A 14,151-nucleotide genomic window follows, 5' to 3' on the forward strand; every position below is an offset into this window, starting at 1 on the left:
GAGCCAAGCAAGCAACAACAGATGGTAAAATTTCTGTTAAACTTGAAGAGCGCCCGCAGTGTGGGAGCGAATTTTTTTCTTGAATTCTCATCATGCGTTTGAGACGAATTAGAACATGAGGCTAAAGAAGTTGCCTCTTTCTGAAAGTAGGTGTCATTAGATTGGAACAGCAACAAGAGGCAAGAATGAGGCTTCGAATGCTCTTGCAACAACTAGAGTTAACAGATGATGTATATATGTCATTTTTTGAGGAAGGTGAACTATCACGCCTGACAGTTCATAAAAAGGATAGACTTTGGCATTTCACAATTAAGTTAAAAGATATATTACCGTTTCCGTTATATCAGCTTTTCCGTACGCATTTGACAGAGAAATTTTCAGCGATAGCACAAGTTAATACGACATTTGAAACATTAGAAAAAAATGTCACAGAAGAATTGGTGCAGGCGTACTGGCTAAATGTTGTGGAACAAATTGATGAGATGGCTCCAACGCTTAAAAATTGTCTCATTACTCAAATACCAACGTGGAACGGCCAAAAAATGACTTTATCCTGTATGCAGGAAATGGAATTTATGATGCTCAAAACGAAGTATGCGGACAAACTAGCAGAAAGCTATGGTCAATTTGGTTTCCCTCGTATGGCAATCGACTTTGTGCTACGAGAAGAAACGGAAGAAATGATCGCGGCACAGGAAGCATTTATGGAGCAGAAACGTCTGGAAGAAGTGGCTCTGGCACAGCAAGCGATGCAAGATTTCCAAAAGCGTGAGCAAGAGAAGAAAGACAATCCGGCACTGGCCAACCTTGGTGACCGTCCATTCCAACTTGGGATGCAAATTAAAGATAATGAAATCATGGAAATTAAACGGATTGTTGAAGAAGAACGCCGTGTTATTATTGAGGGATTTGTCTTTGATACGGAAATAAAAGAATTAAAAAGTGGACGCTCATTATTACAAATTAAAATTACCGACTATACAGATTCCATCATTGTTAAAATGTTTTCTCGTGACAATGATGATGCTGAATTAATGCAACATCTGAAAAAGGGCATGTGGGTTAAAGTTCGAGGCTCTGTGCAAACCGATACGTTTATTCGTGATTTAATCGTCATGGCGAATGATATTAATGAAATCAAAAAAGAAACACGACAGGATTTAGCACCAGAGGGTGAAAAGCGTGTTGAGTTACATTTGCATACACCAATGAGCCAAATGGACGCTGTTACACCTGTTGATCGGCTTGTTGCTCAAGCTGCAAAGTGGGGGCATCCAGCAATAGCTATTACAGATCATGCGGTGGTGCAATCTTTCCCTGAAGCATATGCAGCGGGCAAAAAACATGGCATTAAGATTATTTATGGTCTGGAAGCAAATTTAGTTGATGATGGTGTACCAATTGCCTATGCTCCAGAGCATCGTTTATTGGCAGAAACAACGTATGTTGTTTTTGACGTAGAAACGACAGGGCTGTCAACGGCATATGATACGATTATTGAATTGGCTGCAGTTAAAATTAAAGATGGACAAGTGATTGATAAATATGAAAGTTTTGCAAATCCACATCATCCACTTTCGGCCACTACCATTGAATTAACAGGTATTACAGATGATATGGTTCGAAATGCTCCAGAGGTAGAGCAGGTCATTAAAGAATTTCATGCCTTTATCGGAGATGCAATCGTTGTCGCTCATAACGCATCATTTGATATAGGCTTCCTATATACAGGCTATAAAAAATTTGGTCTTGAAGAGACAGTCCATCCTGTCATTGATACATTAGAGCTAGCAAGATTGCTTTATCCTACAATGAAAAACCATCGCTTGAATACACTGTGTAAAAAATTCAATATTGAATTAACACAGCATCACCGAGCAATTTATGATACAGAGGCGACAGGATATCTACTGCTGCAACTATTAAAGGATGCTGATGAGCTAGCTATTAAATACCATGATGACTTCAATAAGCATATTGGTGGTGGGGATGCTTATAAAAAAGGTAGACCTATGCATTGTACAATTTTAGCAGTAGATAATGCAGGCTTAAAAAACTTATTTAAAATTGTTTCACATTCACATACAAAAACATTCTATCGTGTTCCTCGTGTGACACGTGCCGTGCTTGAACAATATCGTGAGGGTTTATTAGTTGGATCAGGTTGTAGTAATGGTGAAGTATTCGAAACCATGATGAATAAGTCTCCAGAGGAAGCAGAAAAAGTTGCTCGCTTTTATGATTATATTGAGGTGCAACCGAAGGCTGTATATGCACCATTAATCGAACGGAATGTTGTACGTGATGAATGGACATTAGAAGATATTATCCGTAAACTTGTGAAACTCGGGAAGAAGCTAGATAAACCTGTTGTTGCAACTGGAAATGTTCATTATTTAGATCCGACAGATGGGATGTTTAGGCAAATACTTATTGGTTCACAAGGTGGAGCAAATATTTTAAATCGTTCTAAGCTACCAGAGGTCCATTTTAGAACAACTGATGAAATGCTGAAAGAATTTGATTTTTTAGGACCGGATCTTGCAAAAGAAGTGGTTGTGACGAATGCTCAAAAAGTAGCAGCAAGTATTGGGGACGTTAAACCAATAAAGGATGACCTATATACACCAAAAATTGAGGGCTCTGATGATGAAGTAACCAATTTAACCTATGAAATGGCCCATCGTATTTATGGTGAGGAGTTACCGGAAATTGTGAAAGCTCGAATTGAAAAAGAGTTAAAATCGATTTTGGGACACGGCTTTGGTGTAATTTATTTAATTTCTGCCAAGCTAGTGAAAAAATCATTAGCTGATGGCTATTTAGTAGGGTCACGTGGTTCGGTCGGTTCCTCATTAGTAGCCACTTTTATGGAAATCACAGAGGTTAACCCATTACCTCCTCACTATATTTGTCCTAGTTGTAAACATTCTGAGTTTTTCGATGATGGATCTGTCAGCTCAGGCTTCGATTTACCAAATAAAGACTGTACGGAATGTGGAACACCTTATAAAAAAGATGGACAAGACATACCATTTGAAACCTTCCTTGGTTTCAAAGGTGATAAGGTACCAGATATCGACTTGAATTTTTCGGGTGAATATCAGCCTCAAGCACACAATTATACAAAGGTGCTATTTGGTGAGGATTATGTATTCCGTGCTGGAACAATTGGTACCGTGGCCGAGAAAACAGCATATGGCTATGTGAAAGGCTATGCAAGTGATCATAATTTACATTTTCGAGGAGCAGAAGTTGATCGTTTAGTTCAAGGCTGTACAGGAGTAAAACGTACAACTGGGCAACACCCTGGAGGAATTATTGTTGTTCCAGATTATATGGACATTTATGATTTCTCTCCAGTGCAATACCCTGCAGATGCGCAGGATTCAGAATGGCGTACAACCCATTTTGATTTCCACTCTATTCATGACAATATTTTAAAGCTAGATATACTTGGACACGATGATCCAACGGTGATCAGGATGTTACAAGATTTATCGGGAATCGATCCTAAAACAATCCCGACCGATGATCCTGTCGTTATGAAAATTTTTAGTTCTCCTGAAACTTTAGGCGTTACGGAAAAGCAAATTGGCTGTAAGACAGGGACATTAGGTATACCAGAATTCGGTACGCGTTTTGTACGTCAAATGCTAGAAGATACGAAGCCTTCGACATTCTCGGAGCTTGTACAAATTTCTGGACTTTCCCATGGAACAGACGTATGGCTAGGGAATGCACAAGAATTAATTCAAAACGGTACATGTGTGCTAAAAGAAGTAATTGGTTGTCGTGATGACATTATGGTGTATTTAATTTATCAAGGTCTAGAGCCGTCACTAGCCTTCAAAATTATGGAATCTGTTCGTAAAGGGAAAGGTTTATCAGAAGAATTTGAAGCGGAGATGCTCGCCAATAAAGTACCAGGTTGGTATATTGAATCTTGTAAAAAGATAAAGTACATGTTCCCGAAAGCCCATGCTGCAGCATACGTGCTAATGGCAGTACGAATTGCCTGGTTCAAGGTACATTTTCCAATCCTTTATTATGCAGCGTATTTCACAGTTCGAGCAGACGATTTTGATTTAATTGCAATGGTGCAAGGATCGCAAATGATTCGAGCACGGATTGATGAAATCAATATAAAAGGCTTAGATGCATCCACTAAAGAGAAAAACTTATTAACCGTGCTGGAGCTTGCACTGGAAATGTGTGAACGAGGTATGAGTTTCCAAAAGGTTGACCTATATCGTTCCCAAGCTAGTGAGTTTGTCATTGATGGCAATTCACTAATCCCTCCGTTCGATGCAATTCCGGGTCTTGGAACCAACGTGGCGAAAACGATCGTAGCTGCTCGTGAAGAGGGAGAGTTTTTATCCAAGGAAGATTTACAGCAACGTGGTCGTGTTTCCAAAACACTTATTGAATACATGGACCAGCTTGGTTGTTTAGAAGGCATGCCTGATGCTAATCAGTTATCGCTATTCTAGTATTGCAATTGTTTTGCATTGAAAGGTCACAATGTAAATTCAAATTCCTGACACAATATGGTTATATATAATGAAGGAAATTTGCATTGTGTCGAGAACTGTGCTATTCTTATGGTAATAATTTGTTGATATTTTTCCAGCAAAAGAGTGGGGCTTACCCGCTCTTTTCTGTTGTTTAACCGTAGCAAAACAAATTTTGACTAACAGCAGGTAAGACCGTAAAATTTCACCAAAGCAACTGGTGGAATTTCTGTTTTATTATGGTTCATCACTGCGTTAACTTGATAGTGATGAACAATTCATACGCTAGAATTTGATAAATACAGGAGGAAATAATGAGCAAAGTACCATCTTTAATTGAAGAGCTCGCTAAACCAATTGTGGATGAGTTAAATCTTGAGCTAGTGGATATTGAGTTCGTAAAAGAAGGACGTAACTGGTTTTTACGTGTCTATGTTGATACACCTGAGGGTGGAATTGACATCGATCAATGTGCTCAAGTGAGTGAACGACTAAGCTTGTTATTGGATGAAAAAGATCCAATTACACAAAACTATTATTTAGAAGTTTCTTCGCCTGGAGCGGAACGTCCATTAAAAAAAGATACAGATTTTGTCAAAGCAGTTGGCAAGTTTATTTATGTAAAAACCTATGAGCCCATCAAGGACATGAAGGAATTCCAAGGCTACTTAACGTCATACGATGAACATACATTAGTGATGGAAGTGCGTATTAAAACACGTAAAATAACAGTAACAATTGAACAAGAAAAAATCGCATTGGCACGACTTGCCATTGATTTTTCAGCATAAAGCATATTTAGGAGTGAAAACAAAATGAGTAGTGATTTGTTAGATGCGCTGAATGCGCTAGAAGAACAAAAAGGAATTTCAAGAGATGTGTTAATCGAAGCCATTGAAGCGGCATTAGTTACAGCTTACAAACGCAACTTTAACCAAGCACAAAATGTTCGAGTAGACTTAAATTTAGATAAGGGCTCAATTCGTGTATTTTCACGTAAAGATGTTGTGGAAGAGGTAGAAGATGATCGTTTGCAAATTTCTTTAGAAGATGCAAAAGTCATTAATCCAGCCTATCAGCTAGAGGACATCGTGGAACAGGAAGTAACACCGCGTAACTTTGGACGCATTGCTGCACAAACAGCAAAGCAGGTAGTTACACAACGCGTACGTGAAGCGGAACGAGGTTTAATCTATGAGCAATACGTAGATCGTGAAGATGATATCGTAACTGGCGTTGTTGAACGTTTAGATGCTCGTAATATCTATGTAGGTTTAGGGAAAGTAGAAGCGGCATTGCCTGTTAATGAACAAATCCAAGGTGAATCTTATCACCCACATGATCGTATTAAAGTGTATATTACAAAAGTAGAACGAACAACACGTGGACCTCAAGTGATTGTGTCTCGTACACATCCTGGTTTATTACGTCGATTATTTGAGATGGAAGTACCTGAAATTTATGAGGGTATTGTAGAGATTAAATCAATTGCACGTGAAGCTGGAGATCGCTCTAAAATTTCTGTTTTCGCACATAATGAGGAAGTGGATCCAGTTGGTTCATGTGTTGGGGCAAAAGGTGCTCGTGTACAAACGATTGTCAATGAACTAAATGGCGAAAAAATTGATATCGTAGAATGGTCTGAAGATCCAGTTGTATTTGTAGCTAATGCATTAAGCCCATCAAAAGTATTAGATGTACAAGTGAATGAAGAAGAAAAGTCTACAACAGTCGTTGTACCAGACTATCAATTATCTCTAGCTATTGGTAAACGTGGGCAAAATGCTCGCCTAGCAGCGAAGCTTACTGGCTGGAAAATTGATATTAAGAGTGAGACTGATGCTCGTGAATTAGGTATTTATCCTTCGGCTACAAGCACTTTCATCCCTGCTGATGATGAAGAAAGTGATTTTAATGATGTAGCAGTTGACTTATATCAAGACGACGAAGAATAAGTAAGAAAGCCCGTGTGACAAGTTAGCTGACAGTATTCAGTGGGCCCCCTACGCCGACTGAATACTGTCAGAGCGTCAAGTAGAGCATGACTTGTCCACCTCTTACGACAAGCTTCAGAGAGGAATGGTGATTCTTATGGCTGTAAACAAAAAAGTACCTCTTCGTAAATGTGTAGCAACTGGAGAAATGCTACCAAAGAAAGAGATGATACGTGTTGTTCGTTCGAAAGAGGGCGAAGTAAGTGTAGATGTCTCCGGGAAAAAGCCTGGGCGTGGTGCCTATGTCTCTAAATCAGAGCAGGCAGTTGACCTTGCGCGTAAGAAAAATGTATTAGGGCACCAACTTGATGTGAAAATTCCTGAAGAAATATACGAGGAACTTATTTTGCTGATTCGTAGGGAGTCAATTTTATGATGAATCAAGCAATATTTAATTTGCTTGGAATCGCAGCAAGAGCACGTAAGGTGATTTCAGGAGAAGAGTTAGTAGTAAAGGAAGTCCGCAATGGCAATGCTAAACTAGTACTGCTTGCAAACGATGCTTCTAAAAACTCTAGTAAAAAAATTCAAGATAAGTGCACGTACTACAACGTTGAGTATCATGTAATTGGAGATCGATATGATCTAGGACATGCTACAGGTAAGGAGGCCCGAGTGGCTTTAGCTATTACCGATAAAGGTTTTGCAAGTAAATTGTCTAGTCTACTCAACGAAAACTAATCGGGGGTGAGCAGATGACCAAAATCAGAGTTCATGAATATGCGAAGCAAGTGAATAAAACGAGTAAAGAGGTTATTGAAGCACTAAGTAAATTAAATGTGAGTGTAACAAACCATATGTCTATGTTGGAAAAAGACGCTGTGGCAAAGTTAAACCAAACATTTAAAGCAACACCTGAGAAAAATGTAGCAAAACAATCAACTCAAAACATGGCACAAAAACCTCAATCAAATGGCCAGCAAAAACCACAGCATTCGGTGAAAAAGCAAGAAGGACCAAGGCAGCAATCTGCTACTTCTAAGCCAAAAGCAAACAATCAGCAACATGCACAGCAAAACTCAAATTCGTCTAACGAAAAATCTAAGAATACAAAAGGTAATCAAAATAGAAATATGACACAAAATAATAATAATAACAATAATAATCGTAGAGGTGGCGGTGGTTACAACCAACGTCCAAAACCAGGGATTCATGGAGGCAAACGTCGCCATCCAAAAACGCATCAACCATCAATTCCAGTGAAACAAAAGGAACTTCCAGAAAAAATTACTTTTGTTGAATCATTATCAGTTGCAGAATTAGCAAAAAAATTACACCGTGAGCCATCTGAAATCATTAAAAAATTATTCATGCTTGGCGTAATGGCAACAATTAACCAAGAATTAGATAAGGATGCAATTGAATTAATTTGCGCAGACTATGGTGTAGAAGTGGAAGAGGAAATTCGTGTAGATATTACGGATTTAGAAACACACTTCGAGCAAACAGAAGAAGTAAACGAGGCAGATTTATCAGAACGTCCGCCAGTTGTAACAATTATGGGTCACGTTGACCATGGTAAAACAACTTTATTAGACTCTATTCGTCATACAAAAGTAACAGCAGGAGAAGCTGGTGGTATTACACAACATATTGGTGCATACCAAGTTACAGAAGGCGACAAGAAAATTACATTCCTTGATACACCAGGACATGCGGCTTTCACAACAATGCGTGCACGTGGTGCAAAAGTAACGGATTTAACAATTTTAGTTGTAGCTGCTGATGATGGTGTTATGCCACAAACAGTAGAAGCGATTAATCACGCCAAGGCAGCTGAAGTACCAATTATTGTAGCTGTGAATAAAATGGATAAACCATCGGCAAATCCAGATCGTGTGATGCAAGAATTAACAGAACATGGCTTAGTTCCTGAAGCATGGGGTGGAGATACAATTTTCGTTCCAATTTCAGCGTTAAAAGGTGAAGGCATTGATACATTGTTAGAAATGATTTTACTTGTAGCTGAAGTTGGAGAGCTTAAAGCAAACCCAGAACGTTTAGCACTTGGAACAGTAATCGAAGCACAGCTTGATAAAGGTCGTGGCTCGGTTGCTACGCTTTTAGTACAAGATGGAACATTAAAAGTAGGTGACCCAATCGTTGTAGGTCATACGTATGGTCGTGTACGTGCGATGGTAAATGATAAAGGTCGTCGTGTAAAAGAAGCTGGTCCATCAACTCCAGTTGAAATTACAGGTTTAAATGATGTACCTCAAGCAGGTGACCGTTTCGTTGTCTTTGAAGACGAAAAAACAGCGCGCCAAGTTGGGGAAACAAGAGCAATGTCAGCGATTCAAGCACAACGTTCAGAAAAACAACGTGTAACGCTTGATAACTTATTTGAACAAATGAGCCAAGGCGAAATGAAAGAGCTTAACTTAATTGTGAAAGCTGACGTTCAAGGTACTGTTGAAGCAATGGCAGCCTCCCTAATGAAAATTGATGTGGAAGGCGTAAATGTGAAAATTATTCACACAGGTGCTGGAGCTATTACCGAATCTGATATTTCTCTTGCAGCAGCTTCTAATGCGATTGTTATTGGATTTAACGTCCGTCCGGATGTTAACGCAAAACGTGCAGCAGAAGAAGAGGGCGTAGATATTCGCTTACACCGCATTATCTATAAAGTAATTGAAGAGATTGAACAAGCAATGAAAGGTATGCTTGATCCTGAATTTGAAGAAAAAATTATTGGTCAAGCAGAAGTTCGTCAAACAATTAAAGTATCAAAAGTTGGTACAATTGCTGGTTCATATGTAACTGAAGGAAAAGTAACGCGTGATTCAGGTGTACGTGTGATCCGCGATAATGTCGTTATTTTCGAAGGTGAGTTAGATACGCTTAAACGCTTCAAAGATGAAGTAAAAGAAGTGGCAAAAGGATACGAATGTGGTATTACAATTACAAACTTCAACGATATTAAAGAAGGCGATATTATTGAAGCCTATATTATGGAAGAGATTAAACGCGCCTAATGATCGTGTATGCAGAGGTTGAATTTATCATTCAAACTGCCCATTCGTTAAAGGAAAAACGTGCTGTCTTACAGCGTATGATTACCCGCACAAAGCAGAAATTTAACGTTTCAATTGCGGAAATTGACCATCAAAATGTATGGCAGCGAACGAAATTAGCACTTGTTGCTGTTTCATCATCAAAAGAAGCAGCTGAACGGGAAATTAATCACGCGCTCCATTATTTACAGTCAAATCCGTCATGGGAACAGCTTAATGTGTGGCGAGATTATTTATAAGTAACAGTAGATAGTTGAGAAGCATGCACAGCAATAAAATATCAACTATCTGTACATCGAAATAGAGGTGACAAATTATGTCTCTACGTTCAAACCGTGTTGCCGAGCAAATGAAAAAGGAGCTTGGTGATATACTTGGCCGTAAAATAAAAGATCCGCGTGTTGGTTTTGTGACTGTTACAGGTGTTGAAGTAACGGGTGATTTACAGCAAGCGACAATTTATATTACATCTTTAGGCAATGAACGTGAACGAGAGGAAACGCTCAAAGCTTTAGTAAAAGCTTCGGGCTTCATTCGCTCTGAAATCGGATCACGCATTCGTTTACGACGTACACCAGAATTAATCTTTGAATTTGATTCATCGATTGAATATGGGAACCGTATTGATTCATTGCTTAGAGATTTACACAAAGAATAAGCTAAAAAAGTCTGCCACATGCATGTTTATGCAGGCAGACTTTTTATCTTTATGGAAAAGGTTATATTGCGGATGAGTAAATAAATTATAGAGTAGGCAATTTGGGAGGAGCTATATGAACGGTATTTTACCGCTTTGGAAAGAAAGAGGCATGACAAGCCATGACTGTGTCTTTAAATTACGCAAAATTTTGCGGACAAAAAAAGTTGGACATACAGGGACACTTGATCCAGGTGTTGAGGGCGTACTACCAATTTGTATTGGCCAAGCAACTCGAATAGCAGAATATCTAACTGATGCAGGGAAAATCTATGAAGCAATTATTTCAATAGGTCGTACCACAACAACCGAGGATGCAGAAGGTGAAACCGTTGAAGAAGATCTTACGATAAAAAATTTTTCTCGGGAGCAGTTGTTAGAGGTTTTAGCTTCATTAACTGGCGTTATTGAACAAACACCACCCATGTTTTCAGCAGTAAAAGTAAATGGGAAGCGCCTCTATGAATATGCGCGAAAAGGCGAAAGTGTTGAAAGACCAACTCGCCAAGTAACAATTTATGATTTAGAGCTACTTGATGAACTAGCACATTATGAGGGGCAAGAAATTACATTTCCAGTACGTATCGCTTGTAGTAAAGGGACATATATTCGAACATTAGCTGTGCAAATTGGTGAGGCTCTTGGCTATCCAGCGCATATGAAAGAGCTTGTACGAACTGCTTCAGGTACTTTTACACGAGAAAACTGTTTTACGTTAGCACAGGTTGCTGAACTAATGGAGGCTGAGCAAGTAGCTACCTGTATTTTACCTGTCGAGTATGCATTAGCAGACTATCCATTTATTGAGATTACGAATGCCAATGAAAAAGAAATTTTCAATGGACAAGTGCTTCCAGCAGATGCATTATTAAATAGTCATGATAAAATTGTGTATGGAATCAATGGAAAGGCAGTTGCGGTTTATCAAGCTCACCCAACAAAGGATGGTTTGATGAAGCCACATAAGATGTTTCCGACGATAGAGTAGGAGGATTTTTCAATGGAGGTCATTCATTTAAAATACCCACATCAATTACAGCAACGAGAAAGCATGCAGCCGTATTCATTAGCTCTTGGCTTTTTCGATGGTGTACATAGAGGGCATCAAGCAGTTATCAAGGCAGCTAAGGAAGAAGGAAACAAGCGACAAATTCCTACTGCAGTGATGACATTCGATCCACATCCTTCATTAGTCCTTGGTGGACGTAACGAAAAGGTTTTTTATATTACACTCTTACAGCAAAAATTACAGCTGTTTGAAGAACAGGGTGTGGATACGGTATTCGTTGTCCACTTCACTTCTGATTTTGCCAAACTTTCCCCAGCGGCATTTATCGATACATTTATCCGTGGATTAAATGTTCAGCATGTGACAGCTGGCTTCGATTATTCGTTTGGAGCATTTGGTAAGGGAACAATGGAAGATATGCGTGTATTAAGCAATGGTGATTATGGCGTTACAATTGTTGAGAAGAAAACAGATGATGTTGAGAAAATCAGCTCTACCCGTATCCGCAAGCTATTACAAGAAGGCGATATGGAAGAAGCAACAGTGTTATTAGGGAGACCATTTGAAATCAATGGGATTGTTGTACATGGTGATAAGCGTGGTCGTACTATTGGCTTCCCTACAGCAAATGTCCAAGCTTTAGAGGGAACGTTTATTCCAGCAAGTGGTGTCTATGCTGTTCGTCTGCTTGTACAAAATAGCTGGTATGATGGTGTTTGTAATGTGGGCTATAAACCAACTTTCAAAGACCTAAATGATAAGCAATTATCGATTGAAGTCCATATTTTAAACTTTGATAAAAATATCTACGGTGAAGAAGTACATGTGGCGTGGTATAAACGTATTCGAAGTGAACGGAAATTCGATGGTATTGAGGCCTTGAAATCGCAAATTGAAAAGGATAAACAAGAAGCAATCCGTTACTTTAATGAGCTATAATACGTACTTCATCATTGTAGTCACATTAGCCAAGTCGACGTTTTACTTGCTTGATTAAGTAATGTATGATAATATTCATAAGTGCATAAATGCTTAACCTTAGCTCGGTATATCGATGACTCCAACGTTTACTGTGCTAATGGGGATTAATTATAATTTAGGAGGTCCATACACATGGCTATTACAAAAGAACGTAAAAACGAAATTATCGCTGAGTACCGTACTCACGAAAGTGACACTGGTTCACCAGAAGTACAAGTTGCAGTATTAACAGCGGAAATCAACGCTCTAAATACTCACTTACGTACTCACAAAAAAGATTTCCACTCTGAGCGTGGTCTTCTTAAAATGGTAGGTCGTCGTCGTCACTTATTAAAATATCTTCGTGAAACAGACGTACAACGTTACCGTGAATTAATCAACCGTTTAGGCTTACGTCGCTAATTAATAGCAAAAGTAATCCTATATTAGACTGTAGACAAACTGATGTTTGTCTACAGTCTTTTTTTTTGCGATAATCTTGTTAATTTTGTTCAACAATAAGCCATAACTTTTCTACACTCCGATGAACGATAGATAAAAATGATTTGATACTTGATAAAAGGGTGATATATTCTAATCACATTTCACAGCCCATGTTATAGTCATTGCGATCATCATTTGCAAGTGTAATTGAAGTAGATAAATTGAATGCTAGATTGCTATTATATTTCACGAAATACAATCAAGCAAATTATAGGATAGAGGCTCAAGACAATTGGTACATAAGCGTCAATCATACAATCTAAATGCTATCATTGGATACTCGTAAACGATGGCTATGGGTTAGAAAATAATAGTTGGTGAAATGTAAACTAAATCATTTAGAAGGGTGAGTAGGATGTTTAACCAATTATTAAGAGAGAATAATATTGTTGCAGGTATTTTAACAGTTATTCGTGTTTATTTAGGCTGGCATTGGCTTACAGCTGGTTGGGGAAAACTGTTTAATGGCTTTGATGCATCTGGCTTTTTAGCCAATGCTATTGCAAATCCAGTGACAAGTGGAGAAGAGCTCGCATACCCACTGTATGTAAAGTTTATTGAATCATTTGCTTTGCCAAATGCTGAGCTAATTAATATTCTTGTGCCTTGGGGAGAGTTTTTAGTAGGGCTAGGATTAATTTTGGGATGCTTAACGACATATGCTGCATTTTTCGGTATGGTCATGAATTTTGCCTTCTTAATGGCAGGTACTATATCTAGCAACCCTTGGGATATTTTACTTGCAATCTTTATAGCCGTTGCTGGTTACAATGCTGGAAAATTCGGGCTTGACCGCTTCATTATGCCTATCATAGGTGAAAAGATGGCGAGAAATAAGAAAAAAGAAGTTGTTCAACCTGTTTCTAAAATTACATAATAAACTTTTTACATATCTTATATTATATTAGGAGACTACTCATTAGTCTGAATATACCCCGCCCATTATATGGGTGGGGTATTCATGTTGTTGAGAAAAGAAATATCACTAGCAGAAAAGCCCTTCTTGCAAGGTGAGGGGGTGATTTCCGTTCCACTGGGCGTCCGATACTCCCTTACGCAACTTTCACAAAAATTTTATTGATGATTTTGTTTTTCAACACTATGTATATCCGACTATTATTTGCCTGACTTACTAACTTTCCAAGATGATCCGACTTTCTTTTACCTTATAGGATGTTGTATGATAAGCTCCATGTTATAATAAGTCTATTGTTTAAACTTGTACGTGAAAAACTAATGTTAGCGAAGCAGTTATTTCCATTTACATACATTACTTTTCGTCAAGAAGGAATCAATATAAAAAAATCCATATACCAAAAATGCTTTTTCAATAAAATAAAGAAATAAATCTTAAATAAATTGGCAATAACTGAATTTAAATGTATGATTATTTCATGAAATATTATTTAGCATAGAACAAGCATTTTTGGTACACTTACTATTAGTACATACAGAC

Annotated in this window: 12 protein-coding genes; all 12 read left to right on the forward strand. The window is 38.3% G+C overall.

Translation table 11 applies throughout. The annotated features are described in order from the left end of the window. Positions 1-161 precede the first annotated feature (161 nt). The 12 genes from NP781_RS02560 to NP781_RS02615 all read left to right on the forward strand — a co-directional run bounded on the left by NP781_RS02560 (position 162) and on the right by NP781_RS02615 (position 13,572). Complete coding sequence (locus tag NP781_RS02560; protein ID WP_221682746.1) at positions 162-4,493, forward strand: PolC-type DNA polymerase III; 4,332 nt, start codon at positions 162-164, stop codon at positions 4,491-4,493. Positions 4,494-4,828: 335 nt separating this feature from the next. After that, entirely contained in the window at positions 4,829-5,305 is a 477-nt protein-coding gene (gene rimP / locus NP781_RS02565) for a ribosome maturation factor RimP (RefSeq protein ID WP_004269252.1), read from the forward strand. A 24-nt stretch (positions 5,306-5,329) separates the two neighbouring features. Then, positions 5,330-6,469: a transcription termination factor NusA gene (gene nusA / locus NP781_RS02570; RefSeq protein WP_257521305.1), complete on the forward strand. Its 1,140-nt coding sequence runs from the start codon at positions 5,330-5,332 to the stop codon at positions 6,467-6,469. A 136-nt stretch (positions 6,470-6,605) separates the two neighbouring features. Beyond that, positions 6,606-6,884 carry an RNase P modulator RnpM gene (rnpM, locus tag NP781_RS02575; protein ID WP_004269250.1) on the forward strand — a complete coding sequence of 93 codons (279 nt, stop codon included), beginning with the start codon at positions 6,606-6,608 and terminating at the stop codon, positions 6,882-6,884. Continuing rightward, positions 6,881-7,189 (forward strand): YlxQ family RNA-binding protein, encoded by a 309-nt coding sequence (locus NP781_RS02580; RefSeq protein ID WP_016994544.1) that lies wholly within the window; start codon positions 6,881-6,883, stop codon positions 7,187-7,189. Before rnpM ends, NP781_RS02580 begins: the two co-directional genes overlap by 4 nt. Positions 7,190-7,203: 14 nt before the next feature. Beyond that, positions 7,204-9,486: a translation initiation factor IF-2 gene (infB, locus tag NP781_RS02585; RefSeq protein ID WP_221682744.1), complete on the forward strand. Its 2,283-nt coding sequence runs from the start codon at positions 7,204-7,206 to the stop codon at positions 9,484-9,486. Next, a complete protein-coding gene (locus tag NP781_RS02590) occupies positions 9,486-9,764 on the forward strand; it encodes a DUF503 domain-containing protein (RefSeq protein WP_004225006.1) in 279 nt (92 codons plus the stop codon). Before infB ends, NP781_RS02590 begins: the two co-directional genes overlap by 1 nt. 77 nt (positions 9,765-9,841) lie before the next feature. Then, complete coding sequence (gene rbfA, locus NP781_RS02595; RefSeq protein ID WP_004225003.1) at positions 9,842-10,183, forward strand: 30S ribosome-binding factor RbfA; 342 nt, start codon at positions 9,842-9,844, stop codon at positions 10,181-10,183. A 115-nt stretch (positions 10,184-10,298) separates the two neighbouring features. Beyond that, positions 10,299-11,210 carry a tRNA pseudouridine(55) synthase TruB gene (gene truB, locus NP781_RS02600; RefSeq protein WP_221682743.1) on the forward strand — a complete coding sequence of 304 codons (912 nt, stop codon included), beginning with the start codon at positions 10,299-10,301 and terminating at the stop codon, positions 11,208-11,210. A 12-nt stretch (positions 11,211-11,222) separates the two neighbouring features. Next, positions 11,223-12,170, forward strand: coding sequence for a riboflavin biosynthesis protein RibF (ribF, locus tag NP781_RS02605; RefSeq protein ID WP_257521306.1), 948 nt, complete (start codon positions 11,223-11,225; stop codon positions 12,168-12,170). Positions 12,171-12,344: 174 nt separating this feature from the next. Continuing rightward, positions 12,345-12,614, forward strand: coding sequence for a 30S ribosomal protein S15 (gene rpsO, locus NP781_RS02610; RefSeq protein ID WP_008178982.1), 270 nt, complete (start codon positions 12,345-12,347; stop codon positions 12,612-12,614). Positions 12,615-13,050: 436 nt separating this feature from the next. Next, entirely contained in the window at positions 13,051-13,572 is a 522-nt protein-coding gene (locus NP781_RS02615; RefSeq protein ID WP_202341651.1) for a DoxX family protein, read from the forward strand. The last annotated feature ends 579 nt before the right edge of the window (positions 13,573-14,151 follow it).

The organism is Lysinibacillus sp. FN11, from assembly GCF_024628845.1.
GTDB lineage: Bacteria > Bacillota > Bacilli > Bacillales_A > Planococcaceae > Lysinibacillus > Lysinibacillus capsici.

What these genes read in the sequence shown, in the direction of transcription:
- ribF (WP_257521306.1), top strand. Translation starts at nt 11,223, where the DNA reads ATGGAGGTCATTCATTTAAAATACCCACATCAATTACAGCAACGAGAA.
- rimP (WP_004269252.1), top strand. Translation starts at nt 4,829, where the DNA reads ATGAGCAAAGTACCATCTTTAATTGAAGAGCTCGCTAAACCAATTGTG.
- rbfA (WP_004225003.1), top strand. Translation starts at nt 9,842, where the DNA reads ATGTCTCTACGTTCAAACCGTGTTGCCGAGCAAATGAAAAAGGAGCTT.
- nusA (WP_257521305.1), top strand. Translation starts at nt 5,330, where the DNA reads ATGAGTAGTGATTTGTTAGATGCGCTGAATGCGCTAGAAGAACAAAAA.
- infB (WP_221682744.1), top strand. Translation starts at nt 7,204, where the DNA reads ATGACCAAAATCAGAGTTCATGAATATGCGAAGCAAGTGAATAAAACG.
- rpsO (WP_008178982.1), top strand. Translation starts at nt 12,345, where the DNA reads ATGGCTATTACAAAAGAACGTAAAAACGAAATTATCGCTGAGTACCGT.
- NP781_RS02580 (WP_016994544.1), top strand. Translation starts at nt 6,881, where the DNA reads ATGATGAATCAAGCAATATTTAATTTGCTTGGAATCGCAGCAAGAGCA.
- NP781_RS02615 (WP_202341651.1), top strand. Translation starts at nt 13,051, where the DNA reads ATGTTTAACCAATTATTAAGAGAGAATAATATTGTTGCAGGTATTTTA.
- NP781_RS02590 (WP_004225006.1), top strand. Translation starts at nt 9,486, where the DNA reads ATGATCGTGTATGCAGAGGTTGAATTTATCATTCAAACTGCCCATTCG.
- rnpM (WP_004269250.1), top strand. Translation starts at nt 6,606, where the DNA reads ATGGCTGTAAACAAAAAAGTACCTCTTCGTAAATGTGTAGCAACTGGA.
- truB (WP_221682743.1), top strand. Translation starts at nt 10,299, where the DNA reads ATGAACGGTATTTTACCGCTTTGGAAAGAAAGAGGCATGACAAGCCAT.